Origin of the sequence: Lamprocystis purpurea DSM 4197, from assembly GCF_000379525.1 — a bacterium.
GTDB lineage: Bacteria > Pseudomonadota > Gammaproteobacteria > Chromatiales > Chromatiaceae > Thiodictyon > Thiodictyon purpureum.
On record NZ_KB902474.1, the window covers coordinates 210,540 to 233,536 of the forward strand.

General features: G+C 65.4%; 24 protein-coding genes. 10 read left to right on the forward strand and 14 right to left on the reverse strand.

Annotation, left to right across the window (positions count from 1 at the left end; translation table 11 throughout):
• Positions 1-74 precede the first annotated feature (74 nt).
• The 5 genes from A39O_RS32995 to fcl are packed head-to-tail and all read left to right on the forward strand — an operon-like array spanning position 75 to position 6,413.
• Entirely contained in the window at positions 75-1,226 is a 1,152-nt protein-coding gene (locus A39O_RS32995) for a glycosyltransferase (RefSeq protein WP_020504590.1), read from the forward strand.
• A complete protein-coding gene (gene asnB, locus A39O_RS0110375) occupies positions 1,226-3,196 on the forward strand; it encodes an asparagine synthase (glutamine-hydrolyzing) (protein ID WP_020504591.1) in 1,971 nt (656 codons plus the stop codon). Before A39O_RS32995 ends, asnB begins: the two co-directional genes overlap by 1 nt.
• Positions 3,193-4,359, forward strand: a complete 1,167-nt coding sequence (locus tag A39O_RS0110380) for a glycosyltransferase family 4 protein (protein WP_157639946.1) — start codon at positions 3,193-3,195, stop codon at positions 4,357-4,359. Before asnB ends, A39O_RS0110380 begins: the two co-directional genes overlap by 4 nt.
• 9 nt (positions 4,360-4,368) lie before the next feature.
• Complete coding sequence (gene gmd, locus A39O_RS0110385) at positions 4,369-5,451, forward strand: GDP-mannose 4,6-dehydratase (protein ID WP_020504593.1); 1,083 nt, start codon at positions 4,369-4,371, stop codon at positions 5,449-5,451.
• An 8-nt stretch (positions 5,452-5,459) separates the two neighbouring features.
• On the forward strand, positions 5,460-6,413 hold the full coding sequence (gene fcl / locus A39O_RS0110390) for a GDP-L-fucose synthase (protein WP_020504594.1): 954 nt from the start codon (positions 5,460-5,462) through the stop codon (positions 6,411-6,413).
• Positions 6,414-6,544: 131 nt separating this feature from the next.
• Here the strand turns inward: fcl and A39O_RS0110395 are convergent, their stop codons facing one another.
• The 7 genes from A39O_RS0110395 to cysG all read right to left on the reverse strand — a co-directional run bounded on the left by A39O_RS0110395 (position 6,545) and on the right by cysG (position 12,810).
• Positions 6,545-8,092, reverse strand: a complete 1,548-nt coding sequence (locus tag A39O_RS0110395; protein WP_020504595.1) for a DegT/DnrJ/EryC1/StrS family aminotransferase — start codon at positions 8,090-8,092, stop codon at positions 6,545-6,547.
• A gap of 34 nt (positions 8,093-8,126) precedes the next feature.
• On the reverse strand, positions 8,127-8,597 hold the full coding sequence (locus tag A39O_RS0110400) for a hypothetical protein (protein WP_020504596.1): 471 nt from the start codon (positions 8,595-8,597) through the stop codon (positions 8,127-8,129).
• 90 nt (positions 8,598-8,687) lie between these two features.
• Complete coding sequence (locus tag A39O_RS0110405; protein WP_245561863.1) at positions 8,688-9,176, reverse strand: hypothetical protein; 489 nt, start codon at positions 9,174-9,176, stop codon at positions 8,688-8,690.
• A gap of 163 nt (positions 9,177-9,339) precedes the next feature.
• The gene (gene hypB / locus A39O_RS0110410; protein ID WP_020504598.1) at positions 9,340-10,305 is read right to left on the reverse strand and encodes a hydrogenase nickel incorporation protein HypB; all 966 of its coding nucleotides are present in this window, start codon (positions 10,303-10,305) and stop codon (positions 9,340-9,342) included.
• A gap of 86 nt (positions 10,306-10,391) precedes the next feature.
• On the reverse strand, positions 10,392-10,760 hold the full coding sequence (locus A39O_RS0110415) for a hydrogenase maturation nickel metallochaperone HypA/HybF (RefSeq protein ID WP_020504599.1): 369 nt from the start codon (positions 10,758-10,760) through the stop codon (positions 10,392-10,394).
• On the reverse strand, positions 10,753-11,370 hold the full coding sequence (locus tag A39O_RS0110420; RefSeq protein WP_020504600.1) for a hypothetical protein: 618 nt from the start codon (positions 11,368-11,370) through the stop codon (positions 10,753-10,755). Before A39O_RS0110420 ends, A39O_RS0110415 begins: the two co-directional genes overlap by 8 nt.
• 3 nt (positions 11,371-11,373) lie before the next feature.
• Positions 11,374-12,810, reverse strand: coding sequence for a siroheme synthase CysG (gene cysG / locus A39O_RS0110425; RefSeq protein WP_020504601.1), 1,437 nt, complete (start codon positions 12,808-12,810; stop codon positions 11,374-11,376).
• Positions 12,811-12,897: 87 nt separating this feature from the next.
• On the opposite strand from cysG, the gene A39O_RS0110430 reads away from it, so the two are divergent.
• A complete protein-coding gene (locus tag A39O_RS0110430; protein WP_040527681.1) occupies positions 12,898-13,221 on the forward strand; it encodes a rhodanese-like domain-containing protein in 324 nt (107 codons plus the stop codon).
• 13 nt (positions 13,222-13,234) lie between these two features.
• On the opposite strand, the gene A39O_RS0110435 is transcribed toward A39O_RS0110430, so the two are convergent.
• The 3 genes from A39O_RS0110435 to nadD form a co-directional block, all read right to left on the reverse strand.
• Positions 13,235-13,732 (reverse strand): dihydrofolate reductase, encoded by a 498-nt coding sequence (locus A39O_RS0110435; RefSeq protein ID WP_020504603.1) that lies wholly within the window; start codon positions 13,730-13,732, stop codon positions 13,235-13,237.
• A 1-nt stretch (position 13,733) separates the two neighbouring features.
• Positions 13,734-14,090 carry a ribosome silencing factor gene (gene rsfS, locus A39O_RS0110440; RefSeq protein WP_020504604.1) on the reverse strand — a complete coding sequence of 119 codons (357 nt, stop codon included), beginning with the start codon at positions 14,088-14,090 and terminating at the stop codon, positions 13,734-13,736.
• Positions 14,091-14,272: 182 nt separating this feature from the next.
• Positions 14,273-14,929 carry a nicotinate-nucleotide adenylyltransferase gene (nadD, locus tag A39O_RS0110445; protein WP_020504605.1) on the reverse strand — a complete coding sequence of 219 codons (657 nt, stop codon included), beginning with the start codon at positions 14,927-14,929 and terminating at the stop codon, positions 14,273-14,275.
• Between the two features lie 638 nt (positions 14,930-15,567).
• Between nadD and A39O_RS0110450 the strand changes: the two genes are divergently transcribed.
• Positions 15,568-15,912 (forward strand): phenylpyruvate tautomerase MIF-related protein, encoded by a 345-nt coding sequence (locus tag A39O_RS0110450; RefSeq protein WP_020504606.1) that lies wholly within the window; start codon positions 15,568-15,570, stop codon positions 15,910-15,912.
• 63 nt (positions 15,913-15,975) lie between these two features.
• Here the strand turns inward: A39O_RS0110450 and A39O_RS0110455 are convergent, their stop codons facing one another.
• Complete coding sequence (locus tag A39O_RS0110455) at positions 15,976-17,244, reverse strand: glutamate-5-semialdehyde dehydrogenase (RefSeq protein WP_020504607.1); 1,269 nt, start codon at positions 17,242-17,244, stop codon at positions 15,976-15,978.
• Between the two features lie 194 nt (positions 17,245-17,438).
• On the opposite strand from A39O_RS0110455, the gene A39O_RS0110460 reads away from it, so the two are divergent.
• Complete coding sequence (locus A39O_RS0110460; protein WP_020504608.1) at positions 17,439-17,855, forward strand: hypothetical protein; 417 nt, start codon at positions 17,439-17,441, stop codon at positions 17,853-17,855.
• 12 nt (positions 17,856-17,867) lie between these two features.
• On the opposite strand, the gene A39O_RS0110465 is transcribed toward A39O_RS0110460, so the two are convergent.
• Positions 17,868-18,713, reverse strand: coding sequence for a symmetrical bis(5'-nucleosyl)-tetraphosphatase (locus tag A39O_RS0110465; RefSeq protein ID WP_020504609.1), 846 nt, complete (start codon positions 18,711-18,713; stop codon positions 17,868-17,870).
• A 25-nt stretch (positions 18,714-18,738) separates the two neighbouring features.
• Complete coding sequence (gene apaG / locus A39O_RS0110470; protein WP_020504610.1) at positions 18,739-19,113, reverse strand: Co2+/Mg2+ efflux protein ApaG; 375 nt, start codon at positions 19,111-19,113, stop codon at positions 18,739-18,741.
• A 461-nt stretch (positions 19,114-19,574) separates the two neighbouring features.
• Between apaG and A39O_RS41720 the strand changes: the two genes are divergently transcribed.
• Positions 19,575-19,742, forward strand: coding sequence for a hypothetical protein (locus tag A39O_RS41720; protein ID WP_020504611.1), 168 nt, complete (start codon positions 19,575-19,577; stop codon positions 19,740-19,742).
• A gap of 25 nt (positions 19,743-19,767) precedes the next feature.
• The gene (locus A39O_RS0110480) at positions 19,768-20,703 is read left to right on the forward strand and encodes a Gfo/Idh/MocA family protein (RefSeq protein WP_020504612.1); all 936 of its coding nucleotides are present in this window, start codon (positions 19,768-19,770) and stop codon (positions 20,701-20,703) included.
• A gap of 391 nt (positions 20,704-21,094) precedes the next feature.
• Here A39O_RS0110480 and A39O_RS0110490 read toward each other — a convergent pair whose 3' ends face one another.
• Positions 21,095-22,648: an HD domain-containing phosphohydrolase gene (locus tag A39O_RS0110490; protein ID WP_040527637.1), complete on the reverse strand. Its 1,554-nt coding sequence runs from the start codon at positions 22,646-22,648 to the stop codon at positions 21,095-21,097.
• Positions 22,649-22,997 lie beyond the last annotated feature (349 nt).

Sequence of the window (22,997 nt, forward strand, 5' to 3'; positions counted from 1 at the left end):
CGCCGCATCCACCAAGGGCCGCGCGATTCCGCCCAAATTTGGAATTGCTGCCTCGTGTCAGCCGGGACAGCAGGATGAAGATCGCCCATGTCATCACCGGCCTGGAACTGGGCGGCGCCGAGATGATGCTGTTCAAGCTGCTGAGTACCATGGACCGGACGGTGTTCGAACCGCTGGTGATCTCACTGATCCCTCCCGGACCCATGGGGCCGCGGATCGGCGCGCTGGGTGTCCGGGTGGAAACGCTCGATTTGCGCCGCGGTTTCCCGACGGCCGGGGCGGTCCTGCGTCTGGTGCGTCTGCTGCGCGCCTTTCGGCCCGATCTGATTCAGACCTGGATGTACCATGCGGATTTGCTCGGCGGGCTGGTGTTGCCGCTGGTGCGGGCGGGGTCCGGGCGTCCGCGGTTGGTCTGGAATATCCGCCAGAGCGATCTGGACCCGCGTCAGACCCGCCGCGCCACCCGGATCGTGGCCCGGCTCAATGCCGGGCTCTCCCGTCTGGCGCCGGACCGCATCCTCTGTTGCTCGGAACGCGCGCGGGAGGTCCATCTGGCCTTGGGTTATCGGCGCGGCATCCTGTCCGTGATCCCGAACGGATTTGAACTGGAGCGTTTCCGGCCGGATGCGCAGGCCCGCGTTGCGCTGCGCGATGCCTTGGGGATACCGGCCGGGATCCCGCTGGTCGGGCTCGTGGCCCGATTCGATCCGCAGAAAGATTTGCCGACTTTTCTGCGGGCGGCGGCGCTGGTCCGGGCCGCGCGACCCGAGTGTCGGTTCCTGCTGTGCGGTCCGGGCATGGACACGGCCAACCCGCAACTGATGGGCTGGATGGCGGACGCACGCCTGGGTGACGCGGTCAGCCTGCTCGGTCCGCGCGCCGACACGCCGCGCGTCTTTGCCGCCCTGGATCTGCTGGTCAGCGCCTCGGCCTATGGGGAAGGCTTTCCGAACGTGATCGGCGAGGCCATGGCCTGTGCCGTGCCCTGTGTGGTCACCGACGTGGGCGACTCCGCCCTGATCGTCGGCGAGACCGGACTCACGGTGCCGCCGCGCGACCCGCCGGCCCTGGCCGCGGCCATCGAATGCCTGCTCGCCGAGGGTCCGGACGCGCTGGCCGACCGCGGCCGCGCCGCCCGCGCCCGCATCGCAGCGCACTACGCCTTACCGCTGATCGCCGCGCGCTACACGAATCTCTATTTGTCATTGAACCGAGGGAATCGCTAATGTGCGGTCTGTGCGGCCTGATCGAGCCCGATGCCCCCACCGAGTCCGACCTGCGTCATGCCGTCGGGCGGATGAACGACACCCTGGTGCATCGCGGACCGGATGATCAGGGCCTGTGGCTGGACCCCGCGGCGGGGGTCGCGCTGGGGCATCGGCGGTTGTCGATCCTCGACCTCTCGCCCCTGGGGCATCAGCCGATGGTCTCCCATTGCGGCCGGTATGTGCTCGCCTTCAATGGTGAAATCTATAACTACCTGGCCCTGCGCCGCGACCTTGGCGAGACCCTGCCCTGGCGCGGGCACTCGGACACCGAGGTGCTGCTCGCCTGGATCAGCCGGCGCGGGGTGGCGGCGACGCTGCCGCAGCTCAACGGTATGTTCGCCTTCGCCCTGTGGGATCGACAGGAGCGTCGGCTCACCCTGGCGCGCGACCGCCTGGGAGAGAAGCCGCTCTACTATGGCTGGAACCGCGGGCGCTTTCTGTTCGGCTCCGAGCTCAAGGCGCTGACCGCCCATCCGCACTGGCAGGGCACGCTCGATCGGGATGCGCTGGCGGCCTATCTGCGCCTGAGCTATGTCCCGGCGCCGCATTCCATCTACCAGGGGATTCGCAAGCTCGAACCCGGGACCTCGGCCGCCCTCGATCAGGGTCAGCAGACCCCGGTCATCCGCGCCTATTGGACTGCGCGCGAGGCCGTCGAGCGCGGTCTGGCCGCGCCCTTTGACGGATCGCGGGCGCAGGCCCTGGACGCGCTGGAGTCGCTGCTGAGCGACGCCGTGGGGTTGCGGATGCAGGCCGATGTCCCGCTCGGCGCCTTCCTTTCCGGCGGCATCGACTCCACCGCGGTGGTGGCCCTGATGCAGGCCCAGTCGGCCAAGCCGGTGCGCACCTTCTCCATCGGATTTCACGAGACGGGATTCGACGAGGCACCCTATGCCCGGCAGGTCGCCGCGCATCTGGGGACCGATCATACCGAGCTGTACGTCACCGCTCAGCACGGCATCGAGACCATCGTCGACCTGCCGCGGCTCTGGGACGAACCCTTCGGGGACTCGTCCCAGATCCCGACTCTGCTGGTGAGCCGGATGGCCCGGCGCGATGTGACCGTATGCCTGTCCGGAGACGGCGGAGACGAGCTGTTCGGCGGCTATTCCCGGTATCTCTGGACGCGCGAGACCTGGCGGCGCATCGGCTGGGTGCCGCTGGGGCTGCGCCGGGCGCTGGCCGGTGCGGTCACCGCCATCGCCCCCGGCACCTGGGACCGGCTGCTGCGACCCCTCGGCCGGCTGCTGCCCGGACCACTCGCCATCGCCAACCCCGGGGACCGACTGCATAAGGCGATCGATGTCCTGACCGGCGACTCGCCCGAGGCGCTCTATCTGCGCATGGTCTCGCACTGGAACGACCCGGCCGCGCTGGTGATCGGTGCCCAAGAACCGGCGAGCGTGCTCACCGACCCGGCGCGGCGCCCGCGCACCGGATCGATCACCGAGTCGATGATGTTCATGGACAGTTGTCTTTATCTGCCGGATGACATCCTGGTCAAGGTCGACCGGGCCAGCATGGGGGTCGGCCTGGAGGCGCGGGTGCCGCTGCTGGATCATCGGGTCTACGAGTTCGCCTGGTCGCTGCCGTTGCGCTGGAAAGTGCGCGGACGCCTCGGCAAGCTCCCGCTGCGGCACATTGTCGAGCGGCATGTGCCGCGTGCCCTCATGGATCGGCCCAAGATGGGGTTCGGGGTGCCGATCGAGCATTGGCTGCGCGGGCCGCTGCGTGACTGGGCGGAGGCCCTGCTGGCGCGCGATCGGCTGCTGGCCGACGGCATCCTGAGGCCCGATCCCATTCGCGCCAAGTGGGAGGAGCACCTGGCGGGGCGGCGCAACTGGTCCTATTACCTGTGGGATTTGCTGATGTTCCAGGCGTGGCTGGATGCGGCCGGGGCCGCGCCGTCCGCGAGTCGCCGGCCATGACGGCGCTCGGCACCCGGCGGGTCGCCTTCTTCGTAACCGTGGACTGGTATTTCTGCCATCACTATCTCGCGCTGGCTCAGGCCGTACGCGCTGCCGGTTTCGCGGTCACGGTCATCACCGGGGTGGAGGCCCACGGCGAGCGCATCCGCGCGGCCGGGCTCGACCTGATCCCCCTGGAGGTCTCACGCAAGGGGATGCATCCGTGGCACGAACTGCGCAGCATTGCGCGGGTGACGCGCATCCTCAAGGACCTGAAGCCCGTCCTGTTGCACAATATCGCGCAGAAACCGGTGCTTTACGGCACCTTGGCGGCCCGTCTCGCGGGGGTGCCGACGGTGGTCAACGGGGTGGCGGGGATGGGCTATCTGTTCTCCTCCGACGGCCCGCGGGCCCGCCTGCTGCGCGGATTGGTGGGCGGCGCCTATCGCGCCCTGCTCGCCGCGCCGAACGTGCGGGTCCTGGTGCAGAACCCGGACGATCAACAGCAGGTCCTGCGGCTCACGGGAGTGGAGCCGGTGCTGATCCCCGGCTCCGGGGTGGATGTGACGCGCTTCGTTCCGCGCTCGGACCCGCCGGGGGCGGTGGTGGTGATGCTGGCCTCGCGGCTGCTGTGGGACAAGGGCGTGGGAGATTTCGTCAGCGCCGCCCGCCTGCTCAAGGCGCGGGGCAGCCCGGCGCGGTGCGTGCTGGTGGGCAAACCCGACCCCGGCAATCCGACCTCGGTGGCGGAGGAGCAACTGCGCGACTGGCATCAGGAGGGCTGTATCGAGTGGTGGGGTCATAGCGCCGACATGCCCGGGGTGCTGGCGCAGGCGCACATCGCCTGTTTGCCGTCCTATTATCGCGAGGGTCTGCCCAAGTTTCTGATCGAGGCCGCGGCCGCGGGGCTGCCGTTGGTCACCACGGATGCGACCGGCTGTCGGGAGGCCGTGGAGGTCGAGGGCAACGGACTGCTGGTCCCGGTCCATGACCCGCTGGCCTTGGCGCACGCGCTCGAACGCCTCATCGGCGACACGGATTTGCGGCGGCGGTTCGGCGCGCGTTCGCGGATGATCGCCGAGGCGCGTTTCGACTCAGTCCGCATCCATGCGGCGACCCTTGCGGTGTATCGCGAACTGCTGGAATCCAGAAAGATTTCGTTTACAGCAAATGAACAGGAGTGAAATAAGCGTATGAAAACGGCTTTAATTACCGGTGTAACCGGACAGGACGGCGCCTATCTGGCGGAATTCCTGCTGAACAAAGGCTATGTCGTGCACGGCATCAAACGGCGGTCCTCGCTGTTCAATACCGATCGCATCGATCATCTCTATCAGGACCCCCATGAGAGTGATCGCCGCTTTATTCTCCATCATGGGGATCTGACCGACTCGATGAGCCTGATCCGGGTCATCCAACTGGTGCAGCCGGACGAGATCTACAATCTTGCGGCTCAGAGTCATGTCGCGGTGTCGTTCGAGGAGCCGGAATATACCGCCAACTCCGATGGACTCGGCGCACTGCGCATTCTGGAAGCGATTCGTATCCTCGGATTGGAGCGCAAGACGCGTTTCTATCAGGCGAGTACCTCCGAGCTCTTCGGTCTGGTGCAGGAGACTCCGCAGCGCGAGACCACGCCCTTTTATCCGCGCAGCCCCTATGCGGTCGCCAAGCTCTACGCCTACTGGATCACGGTGAACTACCGCGAAGCCTATGGCATCTATGCCTGCAACGGGATTCTCTTCAATCACGAGAGCCCGGTGCGCGGCGAGACCTTCGTGACCCGCAAGATCACCCGTGCCCTGGCGCGCATCACCCTTGGCTTACAGGACTGCCTCTATCTCGGCAATCTGAGCGCCAAGCGCGATTGGGGCCATGCGCGGGACTATGTCGAAATGCAGTGGCTGATGCTTCAGCAGGAGCAGCCGGAAGATTTCGTCATCGCCACCGGTGTGCAATACAGCGTGCGCGACTTCGTGGCCGCCGCCGCAAAGGAATTGAAGATCGCGATCCGCTGGGAAGGCGAGGGTGTCGATGAGAAGGGGTATGACGCCGCCGGACGCTGTATTGTCGCCGTCGATCCCCGATATTTTCGGCCCACTGAAGTGGAAACCCTGCTCGGCGATCCGCGCAAGGCACACGAGCGGCTCGGCTGGGCGCCCGCCACCAGCTTCCAGGAACTGGTATCCGAGATGGTCCGGGAGGATCTCAAGCAGGCGCAACGCGATGAATTGGTGACGCAACACGGTTACAGTACCTTCAACCATCACGAATGAGGTCGAGCATGGAGACCGGACAGGCGATCTATGTAGCCGGACATCGCGGCATGGTCGGCGCCGCCCTGGTGCAGGAATTGCGCCGACGCGGTTATCACAACCTGATCACCAGGACCCATGCCGAGTTGGATCTGACGGATCAGGCTCAGGTGCGCGCGTTCTTTCAGGCGGAGCGGCCAGCCGCGGTCTATCTGGCGGCGGCGAAGGTCGGCGGGATTCACGCCAATGACAGCTTTCCGGCCGAGTTCATCTATCAGAACCTGATGATCGAGGCCAATGTCATTCACGAGGCCTGGCGCGCCGGGGTGCAGCGCCTGTTGTTTCTGGGGTCGAGCTGCATCTACCCGCGGCTGGCGCCGCAGCCGATCCCCGAGGGGGCGCTGCTGACCGGGGTACTGGAGCCTACCAATGAACCCTATGCCGTTGCCAAGATCGCCGGTATCAAGCTCTGTGAGTCCTATAACCGGCAATACGGAACGGATTATCGCAGTGTCATGCCGACCAATCTCTATGGTCCGGGCGACAATTATCACCCACTCAACAGCCATGTCATCCCCGCGCTGCTGCGTCGTGCCCACGAGGCCAAGAGCGGCGGACTGGATGAACTGGTGATCTGGGGGACCGGGACGGTGCGGCGCGAGTTCCTCTATGTCGAGGATATGGCCGCCGCCTGCTTGCACGTCATGGACTTGGATCAGGCGACTTATGCGACCCATACGGAGCCGATGCTGTCGCATATCAACGTCGGCGCGGGCGAGGATTTGACCATCGCTGAGCTGGTCGCGCTGATCTGTGCCACGGTCGGCTTCACCGGGCGGATTCGCTATGATCCCGCGAAGCCCGACGGGGCACCGCGTAAACTCCTGAATACCGAGCGGCTCAGTGCACTCGGTTGGCAGCCGCGCGTCGCATTGAAAGAGGGACTGGAGCGGACCTATCGGGCCTTCGTCGACGCTCAGTAAACGGCTATGCATGTCCCCCGTGGGAGCGGCGTCCCGCCGCGATGCGGTGCCGCGGTGACCTTTAACACTGCGGCTTCGCGCCCGACCTGTCGCGGCGGGACGCCGCTCCCACAGGGCTTGATGTCACGGCATCACTCCCGCACGCAGGCGATCACCGCCTCCGCGATAAGGTCCTGCGCGGACTCGCTCAGGTCCGCATGCATCGGCAGGCTGATGACCCTGGCGGCGAGTCGGGCCGCAACCGGCGTGCAGTCCGGGCAACAGAGATGCTGGTAAGCGGGCTGGACATTGAGCGGGATCGGGTAGTGCACCGCGCTCGGAATGCCGCGTGACTGGAGCGCATCGACCACGCCGTCCCGGTTGGGGACCTGCAGGGTGTATTGAGCAAAGACACAGGTGCGGTCCGGGCGAATGACGGGGGTGGTGATGTGCGGGGCGGCAGCGAACAATTCCGAATAGCGTCGGCCGATCGCGATGCGCCGCTCGATCTCCCAGTCGAAGCGGTCGAGTTTCGCCAGGAGCACCGCGCATTGTAGGGTATCCATGCGTCCGCCGACTCCGACGCGGGTGTGGACATAGCGCCGCGCTTGGCCATGCACGCGCAATTCGCGCATGGTCTGGGCCAGCTCCCCGTCATTGGTGAAGATGGCGCCGCCGTCGCCGTAACAGCCCAGCGGCTTGGACGGAAAGAAACTGGTGCAGCCGATGGTCGAGAGATTGCCGCTTTTGACTCCCCGGTAGCTGGCGCCGAAGCTCTGGGCCGCGTCCTCGATGACCGGCAGTCCGTAGGCCGCGGCGATGGTGTTGATGGCGTCCATATCCGCCGGCTGGCCGTAGAGCGCGACCGGAATGATCGCCTTGGTGGTCGAATTGATCGCGGCCTCGAGCTTATCGACGTTGATGTTGCAGGTGTCCGGTTCGACATCGACAAAGACCGGCCGCGCGCCTACCAGACAGATGACTTCCGCGGTCGCCACGAAGGTGAAGGGCGTCGTGATGACCTCGTCACCGGGGCCGACGCCCAAGGCCATCAGGCTGATCAGGAGCGCCTCGGTTCCGGAGGCGACACTGATGCAGTGCGCGGCGCCGGTGTAGGCTTGCAGCCGCTGTTCCAATTCCTCCATCTCCGGCCCCAGGATATAGCGGCCGTGATGCAGCACCCGGTGGATCTGCGCCTCCAATTGGGGGCGAATGGCTGCTTGCTGAGCGGGCAGATCAATGAAGTCGATCCGCCGCACGGCCGGCGGGAGCGCCAGATAGCCGGCGGGACTGATCGCCTGTTCCGCATGAGCGGCCACGAAAATTTCATCGCGCGTCAGAATCTTGACCGCGCCGCGGGGCAGGCGATCCAAGGCGTTCAACAAACGCTCACGGGCCGGATCGGGCGCGTCGAAGCGCGCGAAATCCCCGCCCAGGGCGGCGAGCCATTGCTTGTCCTGGGTGAAGCACTCGAGCCGTTGCCTGGCAAGCCGCGTTTGCGCTTCAGCGACACGGTGCTCGGCCGTGTCCTGCAAGGCGCGCAGGACTCCATCCTCGTAGCTCTGGGCCGCGCCGGCATAGAGCCAGACGGTACCGTCCTCATCCAGACAACGGGTGATCGCTGCCGCTGCGTCGGGACTTGGCGCGGCCTCCGGGACACAGGCGGCGATGACGCAATCGGTATCGAGCAAAAGATCCATGGTTGGGAATTCCTCGTGATGTGGGTCGGAGTGACTACCAACTCGCCGCCGCCCCGGCAATCTCTTTCAACATGGTCGCGACCCGGGCCATGACCGGGCTGCCCGCGACCTGGTCCTGGGGTATTTCGCGGTGCACCACATAGGTCGTTCCCGATGCGCCGGGCAGAGTGTAGAGGCCGATGATGAAGGGGCAGTTGACCAGGCGTGCGGGGTCTTCACTGGTCATTTCGCGCGACAGGACGGCGCTGCAAAACTCGACCGACTCGGCGCGCTGGTAGATGGGTTGTTCCTGACCCAGGTCTTTGCCGGTGCGCTCCAGCATCTCGGACAGGTGCATGACATTGTTGATGGACATGCCCCGCTCCTCGATAGCCAGCTTGAGCGCATCGAGCACATCGTCGAATCCGGCCTGGCTCGGGTAGACGGCATAGCCGGGTCCGGCCGCGGCCAGGGTCGGGATCAGAACCATGATCAAGAGGATCAGCCGCCGCGCGAGGCTCTGCATGAGTGGTGACCTTTCAGTTGCACTGGTGGGCGGGGGCGGTCGGGGCAACCCGCGCCCTCGCGATCGACGCGGGTTGTCGGGAGGCTCGGTTCAGTATTGATTCATCGGCCGGAACGCGGGGGCCGAGGGCCATTCCGTGGTGGGTGCCGAGGCCGGCGGTTTGGCCGGTCGCTGGGCAGTCTCCAGTTCCTCGATGCGGCGCTTGAGTGCATCGATTTCATGCTGACTCGCCGAATTGTCCACGGCCGGCGCGCTCGGTCCCGCGGCCGGTGGTGTCAGCGCCGGTGCCCCTAAGTAACCCGGTGCGCCGTAGCCGTAACCCGGATAGCCATAACCCGGTGCCCCGAAGGGTGCGCTCCAGGGACCCCCGCCATAGCCGCCGTAAGGGCCGCCCCAGGGGCCGTCGTAGTAATCGTCGTAACGATCGCGGTTACCCCCCATCCAGCGCCCGGGGTTCATCATATTCCCGAAGTCGAATCCCTGCGCGATTGGCGTATAGAGACTGGAGCCGACCAGGGCAGCGAGCGAGAGTGCGCCGAATGTCTTGGCAAACGGCATCTTAGCGAAGGCTAGGGTCACGGCGGGCTTCCTCCAGGGTTATTGCTTTATTGACGAGCGGCCGACATCCACGCGTTTCTAACACTCAAGCGTGCAGTGGGTCAACGGCGATCCGACTCAATGCCGGCCAGCGGCGTGCGTAGTCAGGGCTTCCAGCCCTGACGGTCAGGCCAGGATGGCCTGACTACGCACCCGGCGAGCCCAAGTGGCCGGAATCTTGATCGAGGCCATCGTGCCCATGCTGGTGTGCGTGCCCGTGGTGAGCATGATCACGGACATGATCATGGTGATGATGCGTGTGTCCATGACCGCTGACCGACTCGGTGGCCGTTCCGGCCGCGGCGTGCAGTCGCGACCCGTCCGGCGCAATGGCGGGGCGCAGGGTGCGGCCTTGTTCCAGACGGGCCCGCTGGGCGGTCAGTTCGTCTTGCAGCCAGTGCAGCCAGGGTTCCAGTTGACCGGCACCGCGGGTGGAGACGACCGCGAAGGGCGCCGCGGTGGCCAGGTCCCGCAGATAGTGCTCGGCGCGATCGGGGACGAACTCGGGCAGCACGCTCAGCAGGTCCGCTTTGGTGCAGAGCACCAGATCCGCCGCACGGAACATGACCGGATACTTGGCCGGCTTATCGTCGCCCTCGGGAACCGAAAGCAGGGTGACGTTGCGGTGCTGGCCCAGGTCGAAGCTGGCCGGGCACACCAGGTTACCGACGTTCTCGATGAACAGGATGTCGATGCCGCTCAGGTCCAGATGGTGAAGTGCATCGTGGACCATGTGCGCATCCAGATGACAGGCGCTGCCGGTGGCGATCTGAATCGCCGGAACGCCCTTGGCGCGGATGCGCACGGCATCGTTCTCGGTCTCCAGATCGCCCTCGATCACCGCGATGCGCAATTGGCTGCCCAGGGCGTCGATGGTCGCCTCGAGCAGGCTGGTCTTGCCGGCCCCCGGAGAGGACATCAGGTTCAGTGCCAGCACCCCGTGGTGATCGAAATGTTCCCGGTTATGGGCCGCCTGATGGTCGTTTTCGGCGAGCAGTCCGGTGAGGACAGTGACCGCCGCCCGGCCGTCCTCGGTGCGCCCGAGTTTGCCGTCGGCGCGCACCAGGTGCGCGTTGCCGGGGGTGATGTTACAGCCGCAAGTGTCACACATATTGTTATCCTCCTCGTCGGTGGTTGGCCGGAGCGAAACGGCGGACCTGAGGCTGCGAGTCTAACCCATTCGCGCCGCCGCAGGCGTCAGGAGGCCGGCTCCGTCCTGTCCGGGATGGTCATCTCCAGTTGCGCCAGCAGCAGCTCATCGCCGCTCACCAGCCGGGTCTGAAAACTGCCGCAGGCGGCACAGAGCAAGCGATTGGGGGCGGCCGGCGATTCGACGCCGCAGACCGTGCAGTGCACACGCACCTCGGCGGTCTCGATCACCAGTTCGGCGGTTTCGGCGATCGTGCCCGCCGCGGCCAGGGTGTAGGCATGCTGGATCAGCACCGGCTCGACCCCGGAGAGCGGACCGACCTTGAGCAGGATGCGCTCCACCCGCGTGGCGCCGTGGTTGCGGGCGATCCCCTCGACCTGATCGAGCAGGGCCTGGCAGATGGAGAGTTCATGCATGATGAGCGTCCCTGGGGAGCGCGCCGACGAGCAGCAAGACACCGACCATACCCAGCGTGGCCCCGGTCAGGCTGATCCAGGTCAACCCGGTCCAGGCCCCGAAAGCCAGCAAGATGAGGGCAGTCAGGCTGCCGTTCAGCGTCGCCGACAGGTGCCGCAGCAGCGCGGACGGCGTCACCCGGCACCAGGCGGCCTGGCGGCGCAACGGCGCCGCGGCCAGCGGCCAGCCAAGCCCCAGGAGTGACAACCCGGCGAGCACGCGCCAGCCGGCTTCGGCATCGCCGAGCAGAGCGAATCCGATGAAACCGCCGCCGAGCCCGAGTGTGATCGCCAGCAGGGTCTGTCGCGGGTAGCCCGGCGCCGACATCCGGCAGTGCTCCGGCAGCCGGTCCGCCAGGGCGGCCAGTGCCAGGGTCGCCAGGCCCTGGATCAGGAGCAGCAGCGACCAGGGCCAGGTGTGCGCACCGCCCAGGAGCGGCACCAGGGCGGCGAGCATCAGGATCAGCACCCCGGCACCGGCGGGCGCCAGCGCCGGGCGCGCCCGCAGCGCGCGCCCGAGGCGCGTCCCGCCGCCGCCGTCTTTCCGACCATAGGGGATGGCGAGGCACATGGATCAGTGCTCGGCCAGGATCGGCGTCGTGGCGCCCTGGCGCGGGTCCTCGAAGGTGCGGAACCAGGAGAGCTTGTCGCGCAGTTTGACGACCTCGCCGACGATGATCAGGGTCGGTGGTTTGGGCGGGTCCGCCTCCACGACGCCGAGAATGTCGGACAGGGTGCCGGTGTAGACGCGCTGCATGTGGGTGGTGCCCTGCTGCACCAGGGCCACCGGCATCGCCGGGGCGACGCCATGCGCGATCAACTCCCGGACGATGATCGGCAGTCCGACCAGGCCCATATAAAACACAATCGTTTGGCCTGGCTGCGCGAGCTGGGTCCAGTTGAGGTTGATGCTGCCGTCCTTGAGGTGCCCGGTGACGAAGGTCACCGACTGGGCATAATCGCGGTGCGTCAGGGGGATACCGGCATAGGCGGCGCAGCCCGAGGCGGCGGTGATGCCGGGGATGACCTGGAACGGAATCCCCTCGGCGGCCAGGGTGTCGATCTCCTCGCCGCCGCGGCCGAAGATGAAGGGGTCGCCGCCCTTGAGCCGCAGCACCCGGTGCCCGTCGCGCGCCAGATCGGCGAGCATCCGGTTGATCTCTTCCTGGCGCATCACGTGATTGTTGCGCTCCTTGCCCACATAGATCCGCCGTGCGTCACGCCGCGTCATGGCGAGGATGGGTTCGGCGACCAACCGGTCGTAGACCACCACGTCCGCCTGCTGCATGAGCCGCAGGGCACGGAAGGTCAGGAGGTCGGGGTCGCCGGGGCCGGCGCCCACCAGATAGACCTCACCCAGGTCGTGATCGAGTGCGCCGGGAGCCAGTTCGCGCTCGATCGCCGCCTCGGCTTCTTCGACCTGACCGGCGAAGATGCGTTCGGCGACGGCGCCCTCCAGCACCCGATCCCAGAAATGGCGACGGTCGCGCTGGTCGCTGAAACGGTCCTTGACCCGCGTGCGGTAGCGGCCGCACAGGTCGGCCAGCCGGCCATAGCCGGCGGGGATCAGCGCTTCCAGCCGGGTGCGCAGCAGTCGCGCCAGCACCGGGGAGGTCTTGCCGCTGGAGACGGCGACGATCACCGGCGCCCGGTCGATGATGGACGGCAGCAGGAAGGTGCAGGCGTCCGGGTCATCGACGACGTTCACCGGAATGTCCTGCGCCTTGGCGAGCGTGGCGATCTGCCGGTTCACCGTCGCGTCGTCGGTGGCGGCAATGACCAGTTTCATGCCGCGGACATCGGTGGGCTCGAAGGGACGGGGCTGGTGCCTGAATTCCCCCGCCTGGGCCTGACGGGTCAGGGTCTCGGTGAGTTGGGGAGAGACCAGGGTCACGGCCGCGCCGGCGCGCAGCAGACTCGTCAGTTTGCGCTGCGCGGTCGCGCCGCCGCCCACCACCAGGCAGGGTCGGTCCGCAACGGAGAGAAAGACTGGAAGGAATTCAAGGGTCATGGACTTCGGGCACCAGGTCGGCCGTTGAGTTATCAGTCTAAAGACCGTAATATACTTAAATACTTAGCATTCGCATAGGTGGAGCGCGTGGTCAACGAGATCGATTCAGAGTCGCTGCAACAGCGGATCGCCGCCGGGGAGGGCATTGTGTTACTCGACATCCGCACTCCGGCTGAAGTCGCCCAAGGGGTGATTCCGCAGGCGCAGTTGCTGCCGATGCACCTGCTGCCCCTGCGGCTGAACGAACTGCCGCAGGATCAGGATGTAATCATCTACTGCCGCAGTGGCGCACGGTCCTACCAGGCCTGTGCCTACATGATGCAGCAGGGCTGGGATCGGGTGATCAACCTGCGCGGCGGCATTATCGCCTGGGCCAGGCACGGCTACCCGATCGACTACCCTGAGCAGTAAGGAACCGTTCGGATCACGCCCGCCCGCGGTGCAGTTCCAAAAAGGTCATGGGGATAGGGTTGCGCGCATCGGCCGGGTATTGGATGCGGCTGATCTCCCGCCAGGCGTCCGTCTCCCAGGGCGGAAACCAGGTATCGCCGTCGATCACCGCGTGCACCTGGGTGAGATAGAGCCGGTCCGCTCGCGGTAACGCCTGCGCATAGAGGCTGGCCCCGCCGACGATCATGAGTTGCGCTTCTTCCGCCGCCGCGGCGATGGCCGCATCCAGTGACCCGACCGCGGTGCAACCCGCGGCCTGGAACGCGGGATCATGGGTCAGGACCAGGTGCCGTCGTCGCGGCAAGGGTCCCGGCAGGGACTCCCAGGTGCGCCGACCCATGACGATGGTCTTGTCGAGCGTCAGGCGCCGGAAATGGCCCAGATCCGCCGGCAGGCGCCAGGGCAGGGCGTTGCCGCGGCCGATGACGCCGTTAGCGGCGACGGCGGCAATCACGCACAGCAGGGGCGGCAACTCAGGAGGTCGCGGCGGCGGCTTCGGGAACCAGCGCGGGGGCGGACCACAGACGTTCCAGGTTGTAGAAGTCGCGCACCTTCGGGAGCATCACATGGACGACCACGCCATTGAGGTCGACCAGTGCCCACTCACCCTCGTTCAGCCCTTCGGTACCCAGGGGCGCCTCTCCGGCTTCCTTGGAGCGGTAGGCGACGGTCTCGGCGATGGCCTTGACGTGCCGGTCGGAGGTCCCCGAGGCCACGATCATGTAGTCCGTGATGGCCGTTTTGCCGCGCACATCCATCACCTGGACATCTTTGGCCTTCATGTCGTCCAGGGTATCCACTACCAGTTGCCTGAGTTTTTCGAGCTGCATGCGATCTCCTCTGCTTCGGATTCAAGGGGTGCGGGTGCACCGTTTCTAGAGAGTCAAAACGTCCTTGCGGGGTGCCGACGCAGACGGTGCAAACGTCTTCGCCCGGCGCGGCGCGCTGACTCGGGGGTCGGCGCCGGGGTCCGCCATCCACGGCGAACCCGAAAGACAGTGATCGATAGCGATCAGTGTTCAGCCTTGATGCCGGCGGCTGGTCGGTAAAGCCCGGCCTCCCGCAGGATGTCAAACACCGGGTCCGGAACCAGATACCGGGGGCTCAAGCCTTGACGCATCAGTGCACGTATCCGGGTCGACGCGATATCGACCTGGGTTACTTCATGGAACAGGATGCCGCCCGCTGGTCGGTTGCGCAGTGCGTGCGGGCCGGCGCAGCCGTGTTCCGCATAGAGCGCACGCAACCCCGGTTCCAATATGCGGCCGACCCCAGGCCGATGCATCACGACCAGATGGGCCAGTTCCAGGATCTCGCGTGGCCGGTACCAGTCCAGGAATCCGCGGAAGGCGTCGCCTCCGACCAGCAGGCAGATTGGTACTTGCATGCCCAGTTCGGCCCGCAAGGATTGAATTGTGTCGTACGAGAAGGACCCCCCCGGCCGCTCCAGTTCACGGGTGTCCGCCACGAACTCGGGCTGACCGGCAATGGCCGCCTCCAGCATCGCCAGCCGCAGTGTCGCCGGGGCCTCGGGTTGGGGGCGGTGGACCGCCACGTTGAGCGGGATGAAGCGGACCTGGTCGAGCCGTAAGGACTCGAGGCAATCCAGCGCCGGGCGCAGATGCCCCAAATGGATCGGGTCGAAGGTGCCGCCGAGGATGCCGATCATCGCCGTGCGGTGCCGTCGCAACGACACCCGGAAGCTGACGCGATGGCGGGACTAAAGCGCATGCCTCTGGCGAACCGCACGGTGGCAGACGCGTGGGAGCCGGACACGGATTCCGGTCGAACGGACCGGCAATGCGGCGTTCCGGACTCCGGTTGGTTGATCGGTAAGGGCCTTGGGCAAGGTCTCCTGACTCTTAGGCGAGGGACGGTGAATCAGCTTGGTTACGCTAACATTAGCAGAAACGGCAGCGTCGCGTCACCCGCAGGCGGCGTTGATCATGGTTCCGGCCACGCGGCATCCTAGCAGCCTGTCGGACTTAGCCCCTAGGATAAGAGCATGAGTCAATATAAAGGCTTTTTGTTGCTCAAAAATCTAACGTAAGGTGATTTCCGCGAAAAATCCAACCCGTAGGAGCCCGCTTGCGGGCGACGGGTGGGGGCACAATGACGCGATTCCGGCAGGTCACGTCGCCCGCAAGCGGGCTCCTACGGAGCGTCTTATTCGGAAATCGCCTTAAGTCCGACAGGCTGCTAGGGTGGACGAGCGTGGCGCAGTCCAGTGCGCTCTACTCCCGACGACAAGTCGTCGCCCGCACTCTATCATTGTGGAATTTACCGACTGCCGAGGTTCAGTCCGCCATGCCCACGTTGCGCATCCTGACCAATGTCCAAGTCCCGGCCGAAGTCCGTGCCGGTTTACTGAAACGCGCCTCCGGCGCCGTGGCTGAGCTGCTGGGCAAGCCGGAGTCTTATGTGATGGTGATTCTGGAGGACGGGCGCGATCTGATCTTCGCCGGCACCGCGGCACCCGCCGCCTATCTGGAACTGAAAAGTCTGAGCCTGCCCGAACTCAAGACGGCCCACTACTCGCGCGTGTTGTGCGACCTGCTCAATGAGTCGCTGGGTATCCCGGCCGAGCGGGTGTACATCGAGTTCGCGGCCCCGCCCAGGCATTTGTTTGGCTGGAATGGCGGGACTTTTTAGGCGTCGTCCCAGCTTCAAGCAGAGAAGCCAAGACGAAAGCCTTGGACTCCGGTCGGGTGACCGTCAGGCGCGGACCTCGCCGTTTCCCAGGACCACGAATTTCAGCGAGGTCAGCCCCTCCAGACCCACCGGTCCGCGGGCGTGGAATTTGTCGGTGCTGATGCCGATCTCGGCGCCGAGGCCATACTCGAAGCCGTCGGCGAAACGGGTGGAGGCGTTGACCATGACCGAACTGGAGTCGACTTCGCGCAGGAAGCGGCGGGCGCGGCTGTAATCCTCGGTGACGATGGCGTCGGTGTGCGCCGAGCCGTAGCGGGCGATGTGCTCCATGGCCGCATCCAGTCCGTCCACGACCCGGATCGACAGGATCGGCGCCAGGTACTCGGTGGCCCAGTCCTCCTCGGTGGCCGCCAGGGTCGCGGGCAGGATCTCACGGGTGCGCGGGCAGCCGCGCAGTTCCACGCCTTTCTCCCGCAGGGCGGCGGCGATGGGCGGCAGCAGGGACGGCGCCACTGCCGCATCCACCAGCAGGGTCTCCAGGGTATTGCAGGTGCCGTAGCGCTGGGTCTTGGCGTTCAGGGTGATGCGCAACGCCTTCTGCGGGTCGGCCGCGGCATCGAGATAGACATGGCAAATCCCGTCCAGGTGTTTGATCACGGGCACGCGCGCTTCGCGGCTGATGCGCTCGATCAGGCTCTTGCCGCCGCGCGGGATGATGACGTCGATCGCTTCCGGCATGGCGATCATGACCCCCACCGCGGCGCGGTCCGTGGTGGCGACCACCTGCACTCCGTCGCCCGGCAGCCCGGCCGCGTCCAGTCCTTCGCGGATACAGGCGGCGATCGCCTGATTGGAGGCGAGCGACTCGGAGCCGCCGCGCAGCACCGTGGCGTTGCCCGATTTCAGGCAGAGTCCGGCCGCGTCCGCCGTCACGTTGGGGCGTGACTCGTAAATGATCCCGATCACCCCGAGCGGCACCCGCATGCGGCCGACCTGGATGCCGGACGGGCGATAGTTCAGGTCCGTGATGGCGCCGATGGGGTCGGGCAGGGCGGCGATCTGGCGCAGACCCTCGATCATGGCGTCGATGCGTCCGGGGGTCAGTTCGAGTCGGTCGAGCGCGGCGGTATCCAGCCCCTTGGCGGCGCCGGCTTCGAGATCGGCGCGGTTGGCCGCACTGATGGTGTCGCGCGCTTGGTCGATCCGCCGCGCGATGGCGCGCAAGGCGGCGTCCTTATCGCAGGTGGCGGCGCGGGCCAGCGCGCGCGCGGCCGAGCGGGCGCGCCGGCCCACCTCGGCCATGTAGGCGTCGATGTCGGTGATCTGGGTCATACTGTGCTGCGCTGTCGATCCGTGCTGGATCGCCCAATTGTATGCCGGACACCGGGGACCGGGGCAACCGTCGGTGCTCGGGACGGTACCGCGGATCGGCATCCCGACCAACGGGGCTTGTTGCGCCGCGGCGCGGTCGCCATGTCCAGGCGTGCGGTCGAATTGACGACCTCGTTTTGCCCAGGGTGCCCGCTATGACTGATGAAACCGCTGACGAACGCCTGGCCCTGACCCGGCGCATCATGGACCTGCTCACGCTCTGGGCACTGCCCGCGCCGGCGATCGTTGCGATCCTGGATCTGCCGGATACCGTGAAAGCGCGTCAGGTCGGGCGTTTTCGCGAGGCCGAGCCCTTGCCGGACGACCCGCGGGTGAATCGTCGGATCGCCTATCTGGTGCGGATCGAGGAGGCACTGAACACCTATTTTCCGCGTAATCCGGAACAGCGCAACCTCTGGGTCAGGCGCGGGAACCGGCGGTTTGGCCGCCGTGCACCCATCGCCGTCATGGTGGAGGATGGCGAGAGCGGCATGATCGCGGTGCTGTCGCATCTGGATTGTACCTTTGCTTGGGACCTGACCGGTTCCAAGTCCGAGTATCAGATGACCTGATAGGGCGTCGCCTCAGTCGCCGTCCTCGCCCGGCGTCAGGTAGCCCGCGCAGGGCAGATGCAGCGGTTCGATGGGCTTGGATTTACGCACCCGCACCGCGGTCAGGCTGCCGCCCCACAGGCAGCCGCTGTCGATTCCCCAGACGTTGTCCTGATCCCAGTAGCCCAGCGCGGACCAGTGCCCGAAGATGATCCGCGCGGTGCGGGTCTGTCGGCCCGGACATTGGAACCAGGGGAACAAGCCTGCCGGACAATTGGCCGGCAGGCTCTTTTCCTTGAGCGCCAGGGCGCCGTCCGCGGTGCAATAGCGCAGCCGGGTCAGGCAGTTGGTGATGAAGCGCAGCCGGTCGATGCCGGTGAGCGCCGGGCTCCAGCGGCTCGGCTCGTTGCCGTACATGGCGGAGAGGAAGTCGCGCCAGTCCGATCCCCGCAGGGCGGTTTCCACCTCACCGGCGCAGGCGCGCGCGTCGCGCAGGGTCCATTGCGGGGGGAGCCCCGCATGGATCAACGTGTAGCCCTTGGCGCTGTCGTGATGCAACAGGGGGCGGCGGCGCAGCCAATCCAGGAGTTCCTCGCGATCAGGGGCCTCCAGGACCGCCTGGAGGGTGCTCTTTTGGGCGTGCTTCTGGTTGCCGGCGGCCAGGGCGAGCAAGTGCAGATCATGGTTGCCGAGTACGACGACCGAACAGGCGTCGAGCGAGCGGACCAGCCGCAGCACGCCCAGGGAGTCGGGCCCCCGATTGACCAGATCGCCGGCGAACCAGAGATGGTCCGCGCCGGGATCGAAACGGATGCGTTCGAGCAGGCGGTGGAGTTCCAGTTCGCAACCCTGGATATCGCCGATGGCGTAGGTGGGCATACGCGTGTTGTCGGTCGCGTTCCGGCTAGTGGAGGCTGCGCATGGATGCCAGGGAAAACGCCGGGATCGCGGCGTCGAAGCGGGTGCCATCGTCGCTGACCATGCCGTAGCTCCCATGCATACTGCCGACCGGTGTGGGCAGGATGGTGCCGCTGGTATACTCGAAACGCTCGCCCGGTTGCAGATAGGGTTGCTCTCCCACCACGCCCTCCCCGCGGACTTCCTGAACCTTGCCGTTCGAATCGGTGATCACCCAATGCCGGTCGAGCAGGCGCGCGGCCTCGTCGCCTTGATTTTCGATGGTAATGGTGTAGGAAAAGACATAGCGTCCGTCGGCCGGTGAGGACTGCTCGGGCTGGAACTTGCTGAGGGCACCGACCTTGATCGAGTGATGCTTCATGTGGACTCCTTGAATCGTTGCAATGGGTTGACTGACCGCGCTCAGGCCGTCAAGGGTACCTTAACGCGCACGACTCCAGGAAGTTCGGCATCGGATGCGCGTCGCGGGTCGGAATTTCAGCACGCCGGCACCGCGCCCTTGATCATCGTTCCGGCCGCAGGGTGGACAAGCGCTAGCGCAGTCCACCGAATCCCGCGCCGTCGCTGGTGGACTGCGCTACGCTTGTCCACCCTACGATGTCCCGTGGCCGGAACCGTGATCAAGGCCGGCACCGCGGTGCAGCGCGCGTGAACGGAAGCAGACAAGCGGGCCGCAACGCGGGATAATACAAACCGGAATGCGGCGTCGGTGACCGGTCACGTCCGTTCACGCCGCTCTCGTTGCGCGATTTGATGGTTGTTTCGCACGGTTTTCGATCCCTCACCCCCAGAACTTCACTTGCAGTGTTCTTCGGTACGTCAATGACTTACAAGCGCAACCGTCGAAAACCCGATCTGTTCGCCCTCCTGCTGATCGTCGTGGTCGTCGGTATGACCGCAACCCTCGCGTACCAGATCAACATCTACTACGGCGCGGATGCGGTGCCGATCGCCAAGCAGGCGCCCGGCGCCGACGCGGTCGGTGGCTGATCGCCTCACGGCAGGTCTCCTCCCCATGCCGGATAAACTCCGTTTAGCCGTGATCGGCGTCGGTTATCTGGGCCGTTTTCACGCCCTGATCTACTCCCGTATGACCGATGTCGTGCTGATCGGCGTGGTCGACGCGGACCCGGAGCGCGCCCAGGCCGTGGCGACCGAGGCCGGCTGCGCCGTCTTTGACCGCGCGGCGGATCTGGTCGATCGGGTCGATGCGGTCAGTATCGTGGTCCCGACCACGCTCCATTGGTCGGCCGCCGAGCCGTTCTTGCGGCGCGGCATCGCGGTGCTGATCGAGAAGCCCATCGCCGCGACCCAGGCGGACGGCGCCGCGATCGTGCAATTGGCCGGTGACCATGGGGCACTGGTTCAGATCGGGCATGTGGAGCGGTTCAATGCCGGGGTCATGGCGCTGGCCGAGCGCATTACGGCACCGCGCTACATCGAAGCCCAGCGCATGGGCGGATTCACCGAGCGCGCGACCGACGTGGACGTGGTGTCGGATCTCATGATCCACGACATCGACATCATCCTGGCGCTGGTGGGGGAACCGATCAGCAGCATCTCCGCGGTGGGTTCAGCGGTGCTGACCCCCCATGTGGACATTGCCAGCGCCCGTCTCGAATTCGTCAACGGGACCGTGGCGAATGTCGTCGCGAGCCGTGTCTCGGACAAACAGACCCGCCGCATCCGCGTCTTCCAACCGGGGGCCTACCTGTCGCTGGACTTCATCGCGCAAACCATCGACAGCGCCGGTCTCAAAGAGATACCGGGGGCCGCCCGTCCCGAGATCGTGCGTGAGCGTCTTCAGGTCGAAGCGGTCAAACCGCTGGACCGGGAACTGGCCGCCTTCGTGCAATCGGTCCGCACCGGCCGTCCGCCATTGGTGGACGGTGCAATCGGGCTGAAAGCGCTGGAGGTCGCGCTGGAGGTTCGCGCCCGGATCGGGGGCTAGCACTTGCGAGCCGACGATGGAGTCGCGCAGCCGAGCGTCGCTGGTGCGGGGTCCGGCGGACGGTTGTCCGCGTAGCAAAGTGACCAGCACGCGCTCGTAGTCGTGCGTGTACTTTACGTGAAAGCGGACATCTGAAACTTGCGTTGACAGGGTCGTGGCCGATAATCCATTTATGTGAAGTCGACCGGAGCGACAGCCCGCGCAACGTGCCGTGGGCCGGACTCCCCATCCTCGCGCTGACCGCCAACCCCTCCGACGAAGTCCGGGCCCACGACTTGACGGCGGGCACGAGCGATCTTATCGCCAACCCGGTCGCGCCCTCCGCAACCTTTGCGACGCTCGGCCGTTAGCTGGGCGTGCATTGAGGGGGTGCCTGATCGTCGCGGGATCGCTAAAGCGTATCTTCGATCTTGTATCCCTGTTCGCGGAAGATGCGCAGGCACGCATCAACCACCGCCGCATCGAACGTAGTACCGCGATGCGCCGCAATCTCGCTCATGGCCGCCTCAATACCCAATGCCGCCCGATAAGGACGCGGCGAGGCCATGGCCTCAACCACGTCGGCGACGGCGAGAATCTTGGATTCCAGCAACAGGGCATCCCCCGTCAGTCCCAGCGGATAGCCTGATCCGTCAATCCGCTCGTGATGCTGCTGAATGATCTTGGCAATTGGCCATGGGAAACTGATAGCCTTGAGAATATTGAAGCCGATCATCGCGTGCTCTTTGATCAGGTTAAATTCGTTCTCACTCAAACGGCGGGGCTTCACCAGTATTTCAAGCGGGATGCCGATCTTGCCGAGGTCATGAATCGTCGCCGCCAGATGCAGGCCGTGAATAAAGCTGGGCGCTAACCCCATTTCCAGCGCGATGGCAGAGCTGAGATTGGCCACCCGCCGCTGATGCCCCGCGGTATAGGAGTCACGCTGGTCGATGGTGTCGGCGATGACCTGGATCGTTTGCTCCAGGCTATCCCGCAAATTGAGCTGATACTGTACTTTCTCGATTTCCGTCCGAATGGCTCGAATGCCGAAGCTGATGTCATCCGCCACTTCCTGCAATAGCTTCCGCTCGGGAATCGACCAGGAGTCGCGGCTGGCACTATAGAGGCTCAAGCAAGCTATTGTCCCGTTGGGCAGTTTGAGCGGTATGGCGATGTTCGATTGGTAGCCGCGCTGGGAGGCCGCCGCCCGCCATGGCAACATGGTCGGGTCGGTGGCAATATCAGCGCAGAACTGGACCTCCCCGGAGCGGATGGCGCGGCCCGTGGGACCTTGGCCGCGTTCGGTCTCCGCCGAGGTGAATTGACCTAATGCCAGATAGCCGTCATTGTGTCCATAGTGGGCGATCGGCCGGACGCATCGCTCCGGTCCACTGTCCGCGAGCCCCACCCAGGCCATCAAATAACCGCCGGTCTCTACCGCGATCCGGCAATATTCGTTGAGCAGGATGGTTTCAGTCGTGGAGCGCAGCAATGCGACGTTGCTCTCGCTCAAGAATTTTAGGGTGCGGGTGGTGGCCAGCAAATCCACTTCCAGGAAATGCCGCTTCGAATTATCACGGATGTTGCACTGAATGACTTCGATACCATCGCAGTCATAGACATTGCTGATAAACTCGACGTAAATGAGCTGCCCGTCTTTCCTCTCCAACGGCAGGTCACTGTAGCGGATGTAACGGTTGGTCTGGAGCTCAATAAACGCATCTTGGTTGAGTTTGGTGTCTCTGAAGGCGCCGATATCCCACAGACTTTTCCCCACCAGCTCTTCGTGCGAATAGCCGATGATATCAATCAGAAAGGGATTGGCATCCTCGATCTCCGAGGTTTCTGCGTTGAGGATCAGGATACCGTCTTGCGCCGATTCAAACAGGCGGCGGTAGCGCATTTCAGAAAATCGCAGCGATTGATCGATGGCTGCTTGACGATCGCGTCTTGGTTCACTCATGACGACTTCCGCAGGTAATACTTGATTTTAGTCTTCTTGGTTCGCAAATCAGTTCGCAGACACGCAAGAATCTCGGCTTCGCGGTTTGCTTGGGTATGACGCGACATATAGTGGACCCCATGTCCAGGACAGTTTTCCCCCGAATTTAAGTTGTCGTGCCGACGTTCATCGCAGCGGTTTGGCGCTGCCCCAGCCACCGCGGAGCGGTCGTTAAGACGGCATCCGCGCAGCGATTAAGAAAAGATCTGTTGCTGTTGCGCCGCAGGCGTTCTCAGCCAGCTCCGGCGGCCGTGCGGCGCAGTGTGGGCAAAGGGTGAATGAGTGTGGGCAAGGTGGGGGCAACGCGCCC

Excerpts from the sequence above, each read along its gene's own strand:
- A39O_RS32995 (WP_020504590.1), top strand. The coding sequence starts at position 75 with ATGAAGATCGCCCATGTCATCACCGGCCTGGAACTGGGCGGCGCCGAG.
- asnB (WP_020504591.1), top strand. The coding sequence starts at position 1,226 with ATGTGCGGTCTGTGCGGCCTGATCGAGCCCGATGCCCCCACCGAGTCC.
- A39O_RS0110380 (WP_157639946.1), top strand. The coding sequence starts at position 3,193 with ATGACGGCGCTCGGCACCCGGCGGGTCGCCTTCTTCGTAACCGTGGAC.
- gmd (WP_020504593.1), top strand. The coding sequence starts at position 4,369 with ATGAAAACGGCTTTAATTACCGGTGTAACCGGACAGGACGGCGCCTAT.
- fcl (WP_020504594.1), top strand. The coding sequence starts at position 5,460 with ATGGAGACCGGACAGGCGATCTATGTAGCCGGACATCGCGGCATGGTC.
- A39O_RS0110395 (WP_020504595.1), bottom strand. The coding sequence starts at position 8,092 with ATGGATCTTTTGCTCGATACCGATTGCGTCATCGCCGCCTGTGTCCCG.
- A39O_RS0110400 (WP_020504596.1), bottom strand. The coding sequence starts at position 8,597 with ATGCAGAGCCTCGCGCGGCGGCTGATCCTCTTGATCATGGTTCTGATC.
- hypB (WP_020504598.1), bottom strand. The coding sequence starts at position 10,305 with ATGTGTGACACTTGCGGCTGTAACATCACCCCCGGCAACGCGCACCTG.
- A39O_RS0110415 (WP_020504599.1), bottom strand. The coding sequence starts at position 10,760 with ATGCATGAACTCTCCATCTGCCAGGCCCTGCTCGATCAGGTCGAGGGG.
- A39O_RS0110420 (WP_020504600.1), bottom strand. The coding sequence starts at position 11,370 with ATGTGCCTCGCCATCCCCTATGGTCGGAAAGACGGCGGCGGCGGGACG.
- cysG (WP_020504601.1), bottom strand. The coding sequence starts at position 12,810 with ATGACCCTTGAATTCCTTCCAGTCTTTCTCTCCGTTGCGGACCGACCC.
- rsfS (WP_020504604.1), bottom strand. The coding sequence starts at position 14,090 with ATGCAGCTCGAAAAACTCAGGCAACTGGTAGTGGATACCCTGGACGAC.
- nadD (WP_020504605.1), bottom strand. The coding sequence starts at position 14,929 with ATGATCGGCATCCTCGGCGGCACCTTCGACCCGATCCATTTGGGGCAT.
- A39O_RS0110450 (WP_020504606.1), top strand. The coding sequence starts at position 15,568 with ATGCCCACGTTGCGCATCCTGACCAATGTCCAAGTCCCGGCCGAAGTC.
- A39O_RS0110455 (WP_020504607.1), bottom strand. The coding sequence starts at position 17,244 with ATGACCCAGATCACCGACATCGACGCCTACATGGCCGAGGTGGGCCGG.
- A39O_RS0110460 (WP_020504608.1), top strand. The coding sequence starts at position 17,439 with ATGACTGATGAAACCGCTGACGAACGCCTGGCCCTGACCCGGCGCATC.
- A39O_RS0110465 (WP_020504609.1), bottom strand. The coding sequence starts at position 18,713 with ATGCCCACCTACGCCATCGGCGATATCCAGGGTTGCGAACTGGAACTC.
- apaG (WP_020504610.1), bottom strand. The coding sequence starts at position 19,113 with ATGAAGCATCACTCGATCAAGGTCGGTGCCCTCAGCAAGTTCCAGCCC.
- A39O_RS41720 (WP_020504611.1), top strand. The coding sequence starts at position 19,575 with ATGACTTACAAGCGCAACCGTCGAAAACCCGATCTGTTCGCCCTCCTG.
- A39O_RS0110480 (WP_020504612.1), top strand. The coding sequence starts at position 19,768 with ATGCCGGATAAACTCCGTTTAGCCGTGATCGGCGTCGGTTATCTGGGC.
- A39O_RS0110490 (WP_040527637.1), bottom strand. The coding sequence starts at position 22,648 with ATGAGTGAACCAAGACGCGATCGTCAAGCAGCCATCGATCAATCGCTG.